The organism is Thermoflavimicrobium daqui (assembly GCF_003313465.1).
Taxonomy (GTDB): domain Bacteria; phylum Bacillota; class Bacilli; order Thermoactinomycetales; family Thermoactinomycetaceae; genus Thermoflavimicrobium; species Thermoflavimicrobium daqui.
The window spans coordinates 76,902-93,997 of sequence record NZ_KZ845667.1; the positions used below are offsets into that span (position 1 = coordinate 76,902).

A 17,096-nucleotide genomic window follows, 5' to 3' on the forward strand; every position below is an offset into this window, starting at 1 on the left:
ATTCACCCTCCATTTTAGGGAATAGGAAAGCGGGTCTCTGGATTAAATGGGACAAACATCGAAATTTTTTCGATTGGGAAGTGAAGTGGAGTAGGAAATCGATGAAATGGAGCATTATTCATTTTAATAATAACTGGATAAAGTGTAATAAAGCCATCAGTTACTTTAATCAACTTACCTGTAAAAATAGGACGAAAGGTTTGCCCAAGAATATTTAGTTGATTTGATTCCATTGTTAATAGAACATCTTTTCCTAATAGTTCTATAAGCATTTGATTTCTTGGTAGAATTGTGTTTCGACAATTTCGCATAGACTTCGCTCTATATTGTTCATAAATCAACCTCCTATAACTCATTGGAAAGAGATAGGGCTAAATAGAAAGAAATTCATAAACTAACATCATTTTTTATTATTTCAATATATTACTATTATATATAATATTATAGTTTTAAAACAATGAATAGTCTGTAATATTTGTATAAATACTCTTATTCGTATCTAGATGAAAAAATGATATAAACAAAATGCCATAGAGCATACTAATCAATAGAATACCCTAGTATTATTTTTCCTACGGAGGGTCAAATGGATAAAGAGCAAACGTTTTCGATACAAATCAATCATCATTTAGTATCAGTTAAAGCTGGGCAAACCATTTTAGAAGTAGCGAAGTTACAAGATATATATATCCCACGTATTTGTTACCATCCCAACTTACGTCCGCTGGAGACTTGTGATACTTGTCTCGTCGAAGTAAACGGTCAATTGAAGCGGGCTTGTACTACTAAATGCCAACCTGAAATGATGATCCAAACTAAATCGGAGCCAGTAAAAATTGCACAACAGGAAGCGATGTCGCGGATTTTGAAGAACCATGAATTGTATTGCACAGTTTGTGACAATAATAATGGGAATTGCGAGGTGCATAATACAGCGGAATATTTGCAAATCGAACATCAAAAATACGAATTTACGCCAAAACCGTATCCTCCCGACAATTCCCATCCGTTTTACCGCTATGAGCCAGATCAATGTATTTTATGCGGTCGTTGTGTTGAAGCTTGTCAAGATCTTCAAGTGAATGAAACACTAACGATTGATTGGAACCGAGAGCATCCTCGTGTTATTTGGGATGATGATGTACCCATTGATCAGTCATCTTGTGTCTCTTGTGGGCATTGTGTATCCGTTTGCCCGTGTAATGCTCTAATGGAAAAATCTATGCTTGGTAAAGCGGGTTATTTAACAGGAATTCCATCGAATATTTTAGAGCCAATGATTGATATTACCAAAGAGGTAGAACCTGGATACAAAGAAATATTTGCTATTTCTGAAATGGAAGCAGCAATGCGACAAAGTCGGATCAAACGAACGAAGACAGTTTGTACTTATTGTGGTGTAGGATGTAGCTTTGAAATTTGGAGTAAAGATAGAGAGATTCTAAAAGTAGAACCACAAGTAGAAGCACCTGTAAATGGAATTTCTACCTGTGTAAAAGGGAAGTGGGGTTGGGATTTTGTTAATAGCTCAGACCGATTAAGCAAGCCGCTCATACGTAAAGGAGAGAAATTCGTTGAAGCGACTTGGGAGGAAGCACTAGAGGTGATTTCCCGAAAATTAAAAGAGATTAGCCAAACATTTGGTCCTGATTCCATTGGGTATGTAGCTTCTTCTAAGTGTAGTAACGAAGAAAACTATTTATTTCAGAAATTTGCCCGGGCGGTAATGAACACCAACAATGTTGACAATTGCTCTCGTTACTGCCAAACACCTGCTTCGACTGGTTTGATGCGAACAGTCGGAATTGGAGCGGATTCGGGAACGATTCGCGATATAGCTCGTGCTGACTTGGTGCTGGTTGTTGGAGCTAATCCGGCCGAGTCTCATCCGGTATTAGCCACTCGGATTAAGAGAGCTCATAAGCTTCATGGGCAAAAACTAGTTGTAGTTGATCTTCGTCTTAATGAACTAGCAGAACGAGCCGATTTATATCTTCACCCTAAACCAGGTACAGATCTAATTTGGTTGAATGCGATTAGCAAATACCTATTCGACCAAGGCTTAGAAGATAAAAAGTTTCTAAAAGACCGCGTGAATGGTGTAGAAGAATACAAACAATCATTAGAAAAGTACACCTTAGAATATGCGGCAGAAAAAACCGGAATCACTCAGGAAGAGCTTGTAAAATTAGCTACGATGATTCATGAAGCCCAACGAGTATGTATCCTATGGGCAATGGGAGTAACACAACATCTTGGAGGAACCGATACAAGTACGGCTATTTCAAATCTACTATTGGTTACAGGAAATTATGGGCGACCCGGTACAGGTGCTTATCCGCTACGAGGACACAACAATGTACAAGGAGCAAGTGATTTCGGAACGATGCCTGCATGGTTTCCAGGATATGAGCCTGTCCAAGATGCTAAGGTACGAGCACGCTATGAGCAAGCCTGGGGAGTCACTTTACCAGAAAAACCAGGATTAAATAATCATCAAATGGTCGAAGCGATCTTTAATGGAAAGCTAAAAGCGATGTATTTGTTTGGAGAAGATATGGCCATTGTCGATTCGAACTCGAATTATGTCCAAGCAGCTTTTGAAAAGTTGGATTTCTTTGTAGTGCAGGATATCTTTTTTACTAAAACAGCTCAATTTGCCGATGTTGTGTTACCTGCTGCACCGAGTCTTGAAAAAGAAGGAACATTTACCAATACAGAAAAACGGATTCAACGATTTTATCAAGTATTTGAGCCATTTGGGGAGTCTAAGCCTGACTGGGTGATCATTCAAGAGCTAGCCAATCGCATGGGAGCAGATTGGAGCTACTCTCACCCCAGTGAGATTATGGCTGAAGCGGCAAGCTTAGCGCCGATATTTGCCGGGATTAGTTATGAACGGCTTGAAGGTTGGAATAGTCAGATTTGGCCTGTATCCAAGGATGGGCAAGAAACCCCTATTTTGTACACCGAAAGATTTGCATTTCCAGATGGGAAAGCGAGATTGGTTCCTGTAGAGTGGACAGCGCCATTTGAGTCTGGAGAAGAATTTGATCTTCATTTAAATAATGGGAGGCTTCTTGAACATTTTCATGAGGGAAATATGACTTATCGATCTGCGGGAATTACCCACAAAGTTCCTAATCCGTGGCTGGAAGTGTCCCCGCAACTGGCTCAAGAGAGAGGCATTAAAGACGGTGCATTAGTTCGCCTAACGTCCCCCTATGGTAAGGTGAAAGTAAGAGTACTTGTAACGGACAATGTGAAAGGGAAAGAATTATATTTGACTATGAACTCCTTTAAAGATATGGAGGCAGTGAATCGTTTAACCAGTAGCTACCATGATCGTATCACTCATACACCAAACTACAAAGAAATAGGAGTTAAGATGGAAGTGCTAGAACCTGAAGGAGAGTCGCCTCTTCCACGTGCTAACTATCGTTTTGGAAATCGTCAGCCTCAACTCGGTGTTCAAGTAGAAGAAAAATGGAAACGCCCTGATTGGATTCCTATTCCAGAGATGATCAATAAGGAGAATAGTAGAAATGGCCAGAGCGATTACACAGATTGAAAAGGAAAAGACGAATCCAGTAGAAGAACAGTCTCAAGCACTCACGCAAGTACTCCAAGCGGTGGGAAATAGCAGCCAAGCTTTGATCATTTTACTAGATATTTTAAACGAGTTACATCAAGCTGGGATACTTGAAATATTACAAGGGATGTTAAAGAACCGACAACAAGTTGGAGCAATTGCGATGTCGCAACTGAATCAGCCAACAGTGCATCATCTCTTAAAAAACGGGATGTCCATTCTTCAATTTTTAGGAAATCTAGAGCCGGAAAAGGTAGAAAAAATAATCCATGTCATTACACATGGAATTGAACGCTCATCACAACTCGAAAATGAAAAGCCCCTAAGCTTCTGGGATCTAACAAAGATGTTACGTAGTCCAGAAGTATCTTTATCCATCCATATGATTTTTAATTTTTTACGAGGAATGGGAGAGGAATTAAATAGAGATCATCCTGTTCACGATGAAGGTAAATAAAGGGGGAAGATAGTTGATTACCAGTAAAGTTTTCATCAAAGGGATGTCAGATCAAAAGGATGTAGAAAAAGTAAGTCAGGCTTTACTAAAGGTTTGGGGGGTACGCCAAGTCGAAGTTAATCTAGATCAAGAGGAAGCGATATTTGTTTATGATGAATCTGCAGCTTCCTTAGCCGATTTTCAACAAGCTATTGTAGATAGCGGCTTTACAGTTATGACCAGCGAAATAAATAATCTGGATAGAAAGTAGTGGAGATCATGTCACTCGTATGTGAGATTTGTGGAAAAGAAGAAGAGCTTGAAGATGTTGTGATGGTTGCTTCACATTTACATGTTTGCAAGGATTGTATTAAAGATCGTCGTGAATCTTTATCATTAGATATGAAAACTGAAAAAAAGTAGAGATTGCCCTCTTAATCAGCTCATCGCTTCGCCACTCACTCTCACTAAAGAATTGGCGCAAAAGTTGATCCTATACAAAACGATTCGCGACTTCCTCAAGATATGATCTGGAGAAGTAGTTTAAGATCCCATTTTACTTTATGAAGGGAATAGAGACTTTTATAAGAAGTGAGTATTGGGCTTTAAGATCGCTATCGTTGAAGTTACAAAAAGTATTTCAAGATAATACAGGGAAAGAGCCTTCATTGTAAGGTACCCGCCAGAGTTAGGCGGGTTTTTTTTTGCCTAATTACAGCTTATGATCCTGTTAAGCGTTCTTCTAACTCTCTAAAATCTGAATCACTTTTACCACCATCAGATAGAAAATATTGTTCCAAGCTTATGGTATCAAGATAGAGACTTGGATTAAGCATCATTTCCATTAATATTTTTTGCAAGGTAAGCATGAGCTGTGTTTGATCTTGGAGGATTTTATTTTCTAACCAAACTTCTTTAAGCAGCCTATGACCTGATGAGGATGGTTCTAATTCTATCCAAAGTTGTATACCTAATGGTTTATATAGAAAAGTAAATGTTAATATTTTTATTTGATGCATATAGTTTTCAGCAGGAAAAAAAGTAAATGTTTGTATTTCTCCCTGAATAGAACGAGAATCATGCTTCTCTTGAAAGCCTAATTGATAAAAAGAGTTTAAAATAAGTTGAAGTGGTTTCGGAGGATGGATTACAAATGGGTTTTCATCAACTTGATATGTTGTACCAGCTATATCAAAATGAGTAACAAAATAAAATGCTATATTATAACCTGTAATAAAAAAGTGTCGAGGTATATCAAAAGCGAATGGCAGCTCTTTTTTCTCTGTAGGTTGTATATAGAAAGTTTCATTAATAGAAAGAGTATATAATTTTTTTGAATATAACTTATAATTAACTTCTAAATCCACCATGAAATCGACAATCACTTGATTAATTTGTTGCTTGATTGATCCTCCTTGGATGATTAGTTTTCCGTTGACTGTATCACCCAAAGTGTAGTTTTTCTGATTAAAAACAAGATCCACTTTCGCTTCATCTGGGTTAAACTTAGCCATCAATGCTTGGAAAATCAATGCTTACACCTCCTTAAGTCACCTATTTCCTTTTTATTTTTCAAATACAAATAAGTATTTATTATACAAATTTATAGTCTACTAAATTAGTATGATGTGATAGAATTCATTTGTCTAGATGGAGTTCGGGTTATTTTACTTATACTTTTGAAAAAGGGGAGAAGTTCTTGCTTAAGAAAATCATCATTATTATAATGGCAGTATTCGTTGGTATCATCATGCTTTCGGTGATTGGAATGTTTACCTTTGCTTTCTTCAGTGCATCCCTGAATTGACCAAAACGTGTTTTTTGAAATGCAAAGTAAAATAATAGCAGACATATGGTAAAATTAATATGTAAATAACCATGTTGTATTTTTCGATCATTGCAACACCCTTGTAATGTCTAATTCAGCCATATACATTTTCTTTTGACTAATGAAAAGGGGAATAAAGGCTTATGTTAAAAGAGTTACCACCAAAGACATGTTCGATTGATAGGTTAATTACCCGTTTAGAAGATGTTCAGCTTGTGATTCAAGGTAAGAAAATAGCTTCACGTAGAAATGGACGTTATGCAGATCCAGGTGAAATTATGGAGCTTGACGGGAAAAAGTTTGAAGTGGTTAAAGTATATCAGCAATCTTTAGGTGAGTTAACAGATCAAGATGCTCAAGCGGAAGGATTTTCAACGGTTGACTCCTATAAAGAGTATATTTTGACTTTACATCCAAAGATGCCATGGCTCCCTCAGATGAAGGTTTGGGTACACGAATTTCGTCCCATTACATAGGAGCAGGCAATAGCTTTTCAACATTAAAAGGGATAGCTATAACTAGCTATCCCTTTTAATGTTCTACTAACCAACAGGTTGCTCTTTTTTGTTTCTTGGGTAGAGCGTTCTGCTGGGAGTATTCGATTAAGTATCACCGATAAAATAGCTCCACCAGCTGTCTCGGATCTAAAATGGCTCTTCCTGTTAAGAAAAAGCAACAGTTTAAGTATGTTTTGTTGGAGGAATTCAAACATAATTATAAAAATAAGGAAATAATAGATCGCTGTCTAGCGTATGTATATGCTAAAAGTGTCCTTCATTTATATCGATCAGGTGGTGATAAAATGAAAAAATTTGTCATGTTACTAACTTCCATGTTATGTACCTTTGTTTTTTCATTGTTAGCTTATGCTGAAAGCTCTAGTATACAGATGAAAAAGGGGCAAGATCAGCTAGTGAGTGGCAAAGTGCATATCAAAAACGGAAAAACACTCCGATTGTTGGTCGACTATCAAAATGGCTCAAACTTTAGGTGGGAAATTCGTGGAGATAGTGGCTTCGTATTAGCGGGTAACAAAGCGGATGCGAATCTGTTTTTGGGAGTTCCTTCAGGAAATTATCAGTTACATTTTTACTGTAAGTCTAAAAATTGTACGGCTACTGGTGAAATAAGCAATCAGTAATAAAAATTAGCCAGAGATGCTAAACTAAATATCCATTTTAAGACCAAATCCATATGTGATTTGGTCTTTCATTTTTGATGAATCAGTATTTTTATGGAGCGAAATAAAGCTTACAACCAAAAACGCTTGGATTCCCAAGCGTTCTTGATTGAAGGAGATATGAATATTTACAAATTTACTTAACTCCCAGTGGAATAATATATAAAACCATCATAAAAAAGTGAACCGTACTTCCAGCCATGACAAATAGATGGAATATCTCATGAAAACCAAAACGATTAGGGAAGAAATTAAAACACTTCGTAGCATAAATAATGGCTCCGATGGTATAAAAGATCCCACCTACAAACATTAAAATAATAGCTCCAACGGGTAGGTTCTGAAATAGCTTGGCAAAGGGGATGACAGCGATCCAGCCAAGCGATACATAAAATGAAGCAGTAACTGCACGTGGTGCATGGATATACCAAATTTTAAGAAAGATACCGATTAAAGCTAAGACCCATACAGCAGGTAACATAATCCATTTCCAAATTCCATCAAGGCCATGATAAAAGACGGGAGTATATGAACCAGCGATAAATAGATAGATGGCACAATGGTCTATCTTCCTTAAAATAAGCTCTTTTCTTGGACTGGTTCGTACCCAGTGATAAAGAGAGCTTGCGCCATATAGTAAAATGATACTTACACCATAGATCGTCATGGTAATCAACGTTGAAACATTTTTATAGCTAAGTAGAATGAGGAAAACAAGCCCCACAATCGCTGCTAAAAAAGTGATAAAATGTGTCCAGGTATTGACAGGCTCTTTCATTTTAAGCCATTTCATTATAGGACCTCCAATGTGAGAAGATAAGATCTTAACTGTTAGTTTAAACTAATTTTATCAAATAAATTTAATGGACTATAGTTATTTACATAAGATTAATCAATTACTTTTGTATAGTTATAACGAGAGTCTCTTTAACGAAGCACTATGGAGGATCAAATTATTCTCTTTTTCTGGTTGTCTTTTTTGGAGCGGGCAAGTTGAATGGAATTTCTTATTGGTTTATTTTGGATCGTTATTATTGGATCAGTTGGTCATCCATAATGAGGTATATTATGCTCCAAAAAGGGAATTTACACAATGTGACTAGTTTGCTTTATGGTGTAACTCCTGTAACAACTCTGTTAGATTATTTTGTTTTACAAAACTAACTTACTCTGAGGGCTTGTTTTAAGTATAATTATTGGCTTTATCTTAATTTATAGAAGAGGAAAAGTTATTTAATAAAATTTTAAACTAGTTTGTATTTCAAACAAAAAAGAAATACCTAATACACTTTGAACAACAATCCTTTAATAAACGATGGAAGTTATAAAAAAAAGAAAGGAAAGCTAAAACATATCAAATGAGGGAGTGGAAAAATGAGTAAACCTGAGCTAAATGTTGCTTTAGTAACAGGACCCAATTGTGACATGGAAGCATATGCAATCCGGTCTACTCTTGAATATTTTGGAGCTAGAGTATTTACATATTGGATTGGAAGGCCGAATGATTTCATCGATGTGTTATCAGGTAAAGATTTATATCCTATGACAGATTATATTATTCTTAACTTTCATGGAGATGAAGGAAAATTTATTATGCCGGAGTTAGAAGAATCTATATATGAAGAAAATGAGCCCAAGGAGGATTTTGGAGATCTGGAAATTAGACGTTATACAGATTTAAAAGAAAAAATAGTGATTGGAAATGGTTGTACATTAGGTGATACAAGGCTTGCTCAAGCTTTTCTTGATCAAGGGTGTAAAATATATATTGGACCTGATGATTATCCATTTGGCAATGTAGCTCTTATGTTTGTATTACGTTTTTTTTATGAGATTATACAGAATAAAAAATGTGTGAAAGAGTCATTCGAGATAGCTCAATCTATGGATCAAGAGCTTCGAATGTATCAAATATATGAAAGAAAGTGACTTGAATGCTTCGCAAGTCACTTTCTTTATCAATTACATTTCAGGTATGTATGGATTGGGATTTTCTTGATTAAGTTTATGAACAAGACGTCTTACTTTCATTTCTGTATTTGAGTCTGATGGTGTAAACACGCTGAAGCGTAAATCCGCATCTCTTTTAACTTCTAACGAAGTTAAGTCAAATAACATTTTACCAGCCTTGGCGTGTCGAAATTCGATAAAAACCTCTGGAGCTGAACTAACATCATTGTGACTCCAAAAGGATTGGAATTCTGGATTCTCGTTATTTAACTTCTCGATAAAATTTTTATACCAAGTATCCCCCATATATTTTCCATAATAGGATCGAAACAAAGCTAGAAACCCTCGAACAAAATCCCTCCAATTGACCGCTAATGCTTTGAACTCTCTTCTGGTGAATAAAAGCCAAATCATATTGCGTTCATTTGCTGGTATCTGTGCAAAATCTATAAATATAGCCGCTGCTGCTTGATTCCAACCTACTATATTACACCGTCGATCAGAGATAAGCATGGGAAAATTACGGAGTTCATTGAGAATAAGCTTTATAGCAGGAGTTATTACAGGAGAATGATTCACTTCGGTTAAAGGTGCAGGTGAATTAAGAGCTAACATAAACAAATATTTTCGTTCCTCTTCGTTAAGTTTAAGAGCGAGAGCAATGCGTTCTAATACCTGTGTGGTAACTGAAATATTCCTACCTTGTTCAAGCCATGTGTACCACGTTGTACTGATCCCAGCAAGTTGTGCAACCTCTTCCCTCCTCAACCCAGGGGTACGTCTACGGCCGACGGAGGGTAATCCAACTTCATTAGGCTGTAATTTGGCACGATGTGTTTTTAAAAATTCGGATAAAGATTGTAAACGAACGTCGTCATGCATATTACTCACCTCATCAAGCTGTTTTGTTCGAAGTTATTATTAATTATACTAGGATAAATAACAACTTGTAATAGGATATAGGTTATGCAAAGATAAGAGTAAATAATTATTCAGCTTGTTGACAAAGCGTTTGCCATATAATGCTTTCCATTTACATTATCACTTCAGCTTAAAAATATTTTTATAGGAAAACGAATTTAGATTTGGCATTAACCTCTAATTTTAAATAAGGGAGCGATAAATCAATGCAACGTGTCGTTATCACAGGAATGGGGGTAATAACACCTATCGGTAATGATGTACCAACATTCTGGAAAAATCTCATTGCCGGTCAATCAGGGATTTCGACTATTGATACATTTGATGTTTCTAAATTTAAAACAAAAATTGCTGGAGTGGTTCGAGAATTTGATCCTAAAGCTGTCATTGAACATCGAAATGTTCGGAGGCTGGATCGATTTAGTCAATTTGCCATCTGTACAGCTAAGCAGGCTCTAGATGATGCATCACTAAACTTAGAAGAGGAAAATGTAGAACGCATTGGGGTATATATTGGATCTGGTATCGGCGGTATTCAAACTTTATTGGATAGTTATCAAACCCTGATTAATCGGGGACCAAGCCGTGTTAGTCCTACCGCCGTCCCCATGATGATTGCAAACATGGCAGCAGCAAATGTAAGTATGCATTTTGGGTTAAAGGGGCCAAGTTTAGCTCCAGTTACTGCCTGTGCCAGTAGTAATAATGCGATTGGTGAAGCTTATAAACTAATCCAAAGAGGTGGAGCAGACATTATTATTGCAGGTGGTTCGGAAGCAGCAATCACTGATATGACCCTTGCAGCATTTGGGAATGCAAAAGCACTATCCACCCGAAACGATGAACCTAAACGAGCCAGCCGTCCATTTGATGCTGAACGAGATGGATTTGTAGCATCAGAAGGTGCAGGTATATTAATTTTGGAGTCATTGGAACATGCACATAAACGAGGAGCACATATTTATGCAGAGGTTATTGGGTACGGGGCTACTTCTGATGCGTATCACATGGTTGCCTCTGATCCGGAAGGTTTAGGAGCGTATAGAGCGATGAGAGAAGCGATTGAAGATGCAGGAATGGCAATTAGAGATATTGACCACATTAATGCCCATGCTACTAGTACCCCCTCTGGTGATCGATCAGAAACACTCGCCATAAAAAAAATCTTTGGTAATGATGCTTATCGTATACCTATTACAGCTAATAAATCGATATTTGGTCATATGTTAGGAGCTGCTGGAGCAGTCGAAGCGGTTGCTCTAGTAAAAACACTTCAGGAGAATATGATTCCACCAACCATTAACTTAGAAAATCCTGATTCAGAATGTGATCTCGATTATGTTCCAAATGAAGCAAGAGCTACTCAAGTTAAGGTGGGTCTTTCAAACTCCTTCGGATTTGGTGGGCATAACGCTGTACTTATATTTAAAAAATATAATCCTTCTGATATATAAATATATCAATGAAAGGGAGAAGTATTTTTATTATTATTGGCTAAGTCCGAAATCAGATTATTACTATATTCCTCAATTTGAATAGGTTCAAAAAAGAGGGTGTCACCATTTCGATCAGGTAGCCTTTCATATTTTGCAGAAATAGGATGATGATACTAATATAAAAATGGAACTAGAACGATTTTGCCCATGCGGGTACATGCAACAGAAGTATTAGAACTATATAGGATGGGTTGATGAGAGTCTCAAATATCTAAATGAAATACTCAACCCCTTCAGGTAAAGTCTCGACTTTTCTCTAAGAGTGAAAAGTCGAGACTTTGTCTTTATTTATATAAAATCAACCAGCTGGTGAATAATGCCACGTACAGGGATATTATGCGGAAACTGACGATCCTGAGGGAAAATTCTTATAGGCATACCATGTATAGGGCGCATAGATATGTTTGGCTCAATCTTAGCATGAGATACAACCGAGAAACGATAGTGTTGTAGAAGAATGGATAAAACGATTTTCATTTCATGTGTAGCAAAACCTGCACCAATACACATGTGTTGTCCAGCACTAAACGGAAGGTATTCATAGGGAGATCGGTTAAGGGTAAACCAACGATCGGGTTTGAAGCGATTGGGTTCATCATATAATTCAGGGAGTCGATGTGTGATAAATTGGCTATAGATCATGTTCGTTCTTTCAGTTCACATGACGTAGCAGTAATCCTTGTACCAATACTGGCTGGAGGTAACAAACGTAAGCTTTCTTTAATCACACCATCAAGAAGGGGCAATTGACGAAGCTGTTCAATGGTTGGAGCGTTACCGTGTAAGATATAATCTAGTTCATCGAGTAGATTAGCCAAGATATGGGGATGTTGGGCAAGTAGAAAGATGGTCCATGTTAAAGCATTTGCGGTAGTCTCATGACCAGCGACAAATAAAGTAAATGTGTGGCCGATTAGTTCTTCATCACTTAAGCTTTTTCCATCCTCGTCATTTGCATGAATTAAAGACGCTAGTACATCCGTTGTTTCTGTCTGTGCTCTCTTTTGTGTAATCATTGAACGAATATAGCTATCTAACTTCTCTGCGGTACGTAAAGCTTGATAATAAGGAGAACCTGGGAATTTAATGGGCACTATAGTTACTAAGGGCATCATACGAGTTATACGTTGTATAAGTATTTCCATCATTGTATAGTCCGAAAAGAGTTTTAACGGCAATTCGTTGGGTTAAACTTTTCATTTCAATATTTAAATCAATTTCTGATCGATTGTGCCACCGCTTAAGCATTTGTTGGGTAAGTGTAATCATGTCATTACTATATTTTATAACTCGTTGTTTGTGAAATGCAGGTTGCATAAGACGACGATGTAGTTTATGCTTATTTCCTTCCATTAGTAATAGGTTATTAAATTTGATCTGGCCTAAGGTTGGTTGAATTTAATCATCAGCAGTGCCTCGGGGATACAAAAACAAAAATACTTGATGCTGCACGGAGAGTTTTTGCCAGATATGGATATGAAGGAGCTACTTTAGATCAAGTAGCGAATGATGCAGGATTAACCAAGGGAGCAGTATATTGGCACTTTGCAAGTAAGAGTGACCTTTTCCTAACTTTATGTGATCGGAGTTTAACACAGTTACGAGAAGGATTACCTAAGCAGATTCAATATATATTTACTTCAGAGAATCCCGTTGAAGCAGTAAGAAAGTTATTAGAAGCACAATTTCTATCTTGTGAACAGGGAAATGACGAACAACCTATGCTTTTCTTTGAATTTATATCAAGTAGTCGAGATCCTTCAGTAAGAAAAAAACTATGCGAATCTTTCTCGAAATTATTTGCAGAAACCTCTGAGATTTTACGAGAAATGCAACGAAAAAATTTACTAACTTCAAATGTGGATGTGGATAATTTATCAGTCACTCTTCATGCACTGGTCAATGGAATTGTACTAATGTGGCTAGTAGCTCCAGATCAAGTTTCTTTTCAATCTATTTCAGCAGAGGTATCAAAAGTCCTATGGTCTGGAATACAACCTAATCAATCAGCAACTCAAAAGAACCCGTAAAATACGGGTTTTAAAGTAAGATTAACATACTGAAAAGAATGTAATATAGCAATGATTAAAAAGGGGATGGATGAATTGACAGTTGCTATAGTCATTATCATTTTTCTAATCATCACATTATTATGGTATAACCACAATCAAATAAAACAGGCAGAAGCTAAGTTTCCGCCAACTGGCAAGTTTGTAACAATAGAAGGGATAAAATTACATTATATAAGTGAAGGATCAGGAAAGCCGATTGTTTTTTTACATGGAGGAGTTTTAACAGGAGATGATTTTCGAAAAGTTATAAAATTAGCAGTTAAACAAGGATATCATACGATAGCTTTTGACCGTCCCGGATATGGATATAGTGAGAGACCTAAAAGTGAAGATGCTACGCCAATGGTTCAGGCTAGATTGTTACATCATGCGCTCAAAAAGTTAGGTGTAGAAAGACCCATGTTAGTAGGGCACTCATGGAGTGGGATTTTGGTTCTCTCATATGCGCTTTCTTATCCCGACAATTTATCAGGTATGATCATCTTAGGCGGTGCGATGTACAAGGAAGGATATCCGGCAGAACATGGTGATCCTATCTCGAAGATTGTAACAACTCCCATTCTTGGAGATGCCTTACTTCATATGTTAATAACAACACCCATAATCAAAGGATTAGCACGAAATATATTAAAAGAAACTTTTACTCCCGAACCCGTACCTGCTGATTACTATGAAACTGCTGTGGCGCTCTGGCTTCGTCCCAACCACTTTAAAGCAAATCGAGAAGATGTTTTATTTTTTGCTCCCACTGCCGTTGTAGTAGGAGAGAATGATCCATTTGGAGTGCAAGCACAGGCAAAACGACTAAAAAGAGATATGCCTCATGCTAAGTTAATCACTTTACCAAATGTTGCTCATATGATTCCGCAAAATCATCCTCAATTAGTTATGGATGTGGTTCATACATTTATTTCAGAACAAGAACTAACAAAGACAGCTACTTTCTGATATCCATGTAAATAGAAAAGGAAAGCCACCGTGTAACATGTAACATTGTCATAAAATGAAATGACTTGAGTTTGTTCTCAAGTCATTTTGTGATCCGTTTGAACTCACATTACCAACGTGCAGCCCAAGCTTCTACTTCAACTTTTAAATTAGGTTGAACTAATGCTGATACAAAGGCCATCGTGGTAGAAGGTGGAGTGCCACCATGAAATTGACTCCAAATTTCTGTGAATTGATCACGAGAAACTGGCTCAGTTAACCAAATATTGACCTTTATAATACCATCTGAAGTTACCCCTTCGCTCTTCAAAATTTGACGTATATTATGAAGTGCATTTCGTAACTGTTCTTCCACTTCTAAGGGTAAATTTCCATCGGAGTCAGTACCAACTTGACCTGAGAGAACGAGGAGATCAGCATCTTTTGGTACAACAGAGAGATGTGAATAAGCACCAATGGGTGGTGCTACGTTATCTGGGTTCTTCCTTGTTACTGACAATCTTGATCTACTCCTTCTAATTATTAAAGAGATCGATATATTTTCCTATCTATTATGTAATTACCTAATTTTATGGAAATAATTCAATTTAATATATAATTATAGCATAAAATAACGCAGATCCATAGTCAAATCGATGTTAATGATGGAGTAGGGCATGTTGCATTGATCTGTTAACCTGCCGTATAAAATGGCATAGAAGTGATGTTTAGGGTAAATTGAAAAGGTGACTTTAAAATACAGAGGTGTTTCATTTTTTAGATAACGCATAAAAGAGGGCAGGGGGTATTATGAAATCTCGTGTTATTCGCTGTTATCAATATGGCGAACCAAAGGAAGTATTAAAAATCGAAAGTAGAAGCCTATCGGCTCCAGAGCCTGGTGAGATTCTAGTTCGTATGAAGGCTCGACCTATCAATCCATCCGATTTGATACCGATTCGTGGTATGTATGCACATCGTACACACCTACCACTGGTTCCTGGTTATGAGGGAGTCGGGATTGTTGAGAAGATCGGCCCTTCAGTATCTCCATCGCTTCTTGGAAAGCGTGTGTTACCATTACGCGGTGAAGGAACTTGGCAAGAGATCGTGAAATCTTCAGCAATATGGGCTATACCGATTCCGAATACCCTTGATGATGAAAGTGCAAGTCAATTGTATATTAATCCAGTAACTGCATGGATCATCTGTTCCGATGTATTACAGCTTAAACAAGGTGACATCATTGTGATGAATGCTTGTGGATCATCGATTGGACGTATTTTTGCTCAGCTTTCGATGATTTTTGGTTTTCGATTAATTGCTGTAACGCGAAATAATATTCATACGGATGACTTACTTAAACTAGGTGCGTGGAAAGTAATTGATTCATCAAAATTACCATTATATGAGGCTGTTATGGAATTAACGAATGGAAGAGGAGCTAAAACAGTTATCGATTCTGTTGGTGGAGTTTATGGTACAGAGCTAATAAAATGTGTTCAAAAAGGGGGGGTATTCCTAAGTATTGGGCTCTTATCAGGTATTCAGATCGATTGGGCCAAGGCCAAAGAAACGGGCGTAACAGGAAAATTATTTTTGTTACGACACTGGATTCAAAACATATCATACCTACAGTGGCAAAAAACATTTGAGCATATTATTGAGCTGGTTGTACAAGGAAAGCTTAAGATGCAATCTGTAGCTGAGCGATTTGAGCTCTATGATTTTAAAAGTGCAATTCGAGCTACAGAAGCTCCTAAGCGAAGAGGGAAAGTTCTTTTGACAAGTATAGATTCATATATTTAAGGAAGGGATAGAGATACGACATTTTGATAGGATTAGTCGAAGAATGATTCCTAGCTATAGACATTTGAGTTTAATCCCATGATTAATATTTATTGATCCAATCAAAATAATTCAGTAAAATGAAATGATAATATATATAAAGGAGCTGTGCCCTATGATTTGGTTTGGGATATCGTTAGAAGTAAAAGAGGTGAATAGTTTTTAAAAAAAGGGGAATGAAGAATGACTTTAAAATATACTCAACTTTTTCGTGGCGATTTGGTACGTCTGACATCTTTTCAAATAGATGATGCTCATGAAATGGTTCATTGGTATGAAGATGCTGATTTTTTGAGAAAATTGGACACTGATTTAGCATTTCCACGAACTCTACAGGAACTGCAAGAAAAGGATCAACTACAATGTCGAAGCCCTCATGGTATTCAATTTGGTATTCGGACCTTAGAAAGTAATGAGCTAATCGGATTTGTTGCGTTACACGGAATCGAATGGAATAACCAGACAGGAATGTTGGCAATCGGAATCGGTGATCCTCAATATCGTCATAAAGGATATGGAACAGACGCTCTTCGCTTAATTTTACGATATGCTTTCCATGAGTTAAATCTTAATCGAGTAGGGCTTGATGTGATCCAGTATAATGAAAGTGCTATAAGAGCCTACGAAAAAGTTGGGTTTATCATAGAAGGAAGAATTCGTTCAGCTGTTCTTAGAGATGGAAATAGCTATGATCGTATCTTCATGGGTATTCTACGTGATGAATGGGAAGGAACTACAGCTTAGATAATAAAATACCTGACTAGAATGAAACAACTCCCTATTTGATAGGGAGTTGTTTCATTCTTACATAAACTTTAGAGCTATTTAGGAAGGGGCATGATTTCG

General features: G+C 37.0%; 19 protein-coding genes. 12 read left to right on the forward strand and 7 right to left on the reverse strand.

The window, feature by feature from the left end:
• Window positions 1-14: 14 nt before the first annotated feature.
• Window positions 15-341 (reverse strand): hypothetical protein, encoded by a 327-nt coding sequence (locus DL897_RS10255; protein WP_240627370.1) that lies wholly within the window; start codon window positions 339-341, stop codon window positions 15-17.
• Window positions 342-586: 245 nt separating this feature from the next.
• Here DL897_RS10255 and fdhF point away from each other — a divergent pair, with 245 nt between their 5' ends.
• Genes fdhF through DL897_RS18260 form a run of 4 tightly spaced genes read left to right on the forward strand, consistent with a single transcriptional unit; the run spans window position 587 to window position 4,451 of the window.
• Complete coding sequence (gene fdhF / locus DL897_RS10260; protein WP_113659063.1) at window positions 587-3,571, forward strand: formate dehydrogenase subunit alpha; 2,985 nt, start codon at window positions 587-589, stop codon at window positions 3,569-3,571.
• Window positions 3,546-4,049 (forward strand): helical membrane plugin domain-containing protein, encoded by a 504-nt coding sequence (locus DL897_RS10265; RefSeq protein WP_113659064.1) that lies wholly within the window; start codon window positions 3,546-3,548, stop codon window positions 4,047-4,049. Before fdhF ends, DL897_RS10265 begins: the two co-directional genes overlap by 26 nt.
• A 13-nt stretch (window positions 4,050-4,062) precedes the next feature.
• Complete coding sequence (locus DL897_RS10270) at window positions 4,063-4,299, forward strand: heavy-metal-associated domain-containing protein (protein WP_113659065.1); 237 nt, start codon at window positions 4,063-4,065, stop codon at window positions 4,297-4,299.
• A gap of 8 nt (window positions 4,300-4,307) precedes the next feature.
• Entirely contained in the window at window positions 4,308-4,451 is a 144-nt protein-coding gene (locus DL897_RS18260; protein WP_168188757.1) for a hypothetical protein, read from the forward strand.
• A 296-nt stretch (window positions 4,452-4,747) separates the two neighbouring features.
• On the opposite strand, the gene DL897_RS10275 is transcribed toward DL897_RS18260, so the two are convergent.
• Complete coding sequence (locus DL897_RS10275; RefSeq protein WP_113659066.1) at window positions 4,748-5,560, reverse strand: sporulation protein; 813 nt, start codon at window positions 5,558-5,560, stop codon at window positions 4,748-4,750.
• Between the two features lie 439 nt (window positions 5,561-5,999).
• Between DL897_RS10275 and DL897_RS10280 the strand changes: the two genes are divergently transcribed.
• Window positions 6,000-6,332, forward strand: a complete 333-nt coding sequence (locus DL897_RS10280) for an ASCH domain-containing protein (protein ID WP_113659067.1) — start codon at window positions 6,000-6,002, stop codon at window positions 6,330-6,332.
• Between the two features lie 326 nt (window positions 6,333-6,658).
• A complete protein-coding gene (locus tag DL897_RS10285) occupies window positions 6,659-6,997 on the forward strand; it encodes a hypothetical protein (protein WP_113659068.1) in 339 nt (112 codons plus the stop codon).
• A 175-nt stretch (window positions 6,998-7,172) separates the two neighbouring features.
• Here the strand turns inward: DL897_RS10285 and trhA are convergent, their stop codons facing one another.
• Window positions 7,173-7,829: a PAQR family membrane homeostasis protein TrhA gene (gene trhA, locus DL897_RS10290; protein WP_240627371.1), complete on the reverse strand. Its 657-nt coding sequence runs from the start codon at window positions 7,827-7,829 to the stop codon at window positions 7,173-7,175.
• A gap of 581 nt (window positions 7,830-8,410) precedes the next feature.
• Between trhA and DL897_RS10295 the strand changes: the two genes are divergently transcribed.
• On the forward strand, window positions 8,411-8,965 hold the full coding sequence (locus DL897_RS10295) for a delta-aminolevulinic acid dehydratase (protein ID WP_113659070.1): 555 nt from the start codon (window positions 8,411-8,413) through the stop codon (window positions 8,963-8,965).
• Window positions 8,966-8,998: 33 nt separating this feature from the next.
• Here the strand turns inward: DL897_RS10295 and DL897_RS10300 are convergent, their stop codons facing one another.
• Complete coding sequence (locus DL897_RS10300; RefSeq protein ID WP_113659071.1) at window positions 8,999-9,868, reverse strand: helix-turn-helix transcriptional regulator; 870 nt, start codon at window positions 9,866-9,868, stop codon at window positions 8,999-9,001.
• Between the two features lie 245 nt (window positions 9,869-10,113).
• Here DL897_RS10300 and fabF point away from each other — a divergent pair, with 245 nt between their 5' ends.
• The gene (fabF, locus tag DL897_RS10305; RefSeq protein ID WP_113659072.1) at window positions 10,114-11,361 is read left to right on the forward strand and encodes a beta-ketoacyl-ACP synthase II; all 1,248 of its coding nucleotides are present in this window, start codon (window positions 10,114-10,116) and stop codon (window positions 11,359-11,361) included.
• 330 nt (window positions 11,362-11,691) lie between these two features.
• Here fabF and DL897_RS18875 read toward each other — a convergent pair whose 3' ends face one another.
• Both DL897_RS18875 and DL897_RS18880 read right to left on the reverse strand, forming a co-directional pair.
• Window positions 11,692-12,045 carry a cytochrome P450 gene (locus DL897_RS18875; RefSeq protein WP_276308579.1) on the reverse strand — a complete coding sequence of 118 codons (354 nt, stop codon included), beginning with the start codon at window positions 12,043-12,045 and terminating at the stop codon, window positions 11,692-11,694.
• A complete protein-coding gene (locus DL897_RS18880) occupies window positions 12,042-12,548 on the reverse strand; it encodes a cytochrome P450 (protein ID WP_276308580.1) in 507 nt (168 codons plus the stop codon). The genes DL897_RS18875 and DL897_RS18880 overlap by 4 nt, the downstream gene beginning before the upstream one ends.
• Window positions 12,549-12,791: 243 nt before the next feature.
• On the opposite strand from DL897_RS18880, the gene DL897_RS10315 reads away from it, so the two are divergent.
• The gene (locus DL897_RS10315) at window positions 12,792-13,433 is read left to right on the forward strand and encodes a TetR/AcrR family transcriptional regulator (protein ID WP_113659073.1); all 642 of its coding nucleotides are present in this window, start codon (window positions 12,792-12,794) and stop codon (window positions 13,431-13,433) included.
• A gap of 75 nt (window positions 13,434-13,508) precedes the next feature.
• Window positions 13,509-14,423 (forward strand): alpha/beta fold hydrolase, encoded by a 915-nt coding sequence (locus tag DL897_RS10320; RefSeq protein WP_420824132.1) that lies wholly within the window; start codon window positions 13,509-13,511, stop codon window positions 14,421-14,423.
• 109 nt (window positions 14,424-14,532) lie between these two features.
• Here the strand turns inward: DL897_RS10320 and DL897_RS10325 are convergent, their stop codons facing one another.
• A complete protein-coding gene (locus tag DL897_RS10325) occupies window positions 14,533-14,922 on the reverse strand; it encodes a RidA family protein (protein WP_113659074.1) in 390 nt (129 codons plus the stop codon).
• A 290-nt stretch (window positions 14,923-15,212) separates the two neighbouring features.
• Between DL897_RS10325 and DL897_RS10330 the strand changes: the two genes are divergently transcribed.
• Complete coding sequence (locus tag DL897_RS10330; RefSeq protein WP_113659075.1) at window positions 15,213-16,211, forward strand: zinc-dependent alcohol dehydrogenase family protein; 999 nt, start codon at window positions 15,213-15,215, stop codon at window positions 16,209-16,211.
• Window positions 16,212-16,433: 222 nt separating this feature from the next.
• A complete protein-coding gene (locus tag DL897_RS10335; RefSeq protein WP_113659076.1) occupies window positions 16,434-16,994 on the forward strand; it encodes a GNAT family N-acetyltransferase in 561 nt (186 codons plus the stop codon).
• Window positions 16,995-17,096 lie beyond the last annotated feature (102 nt).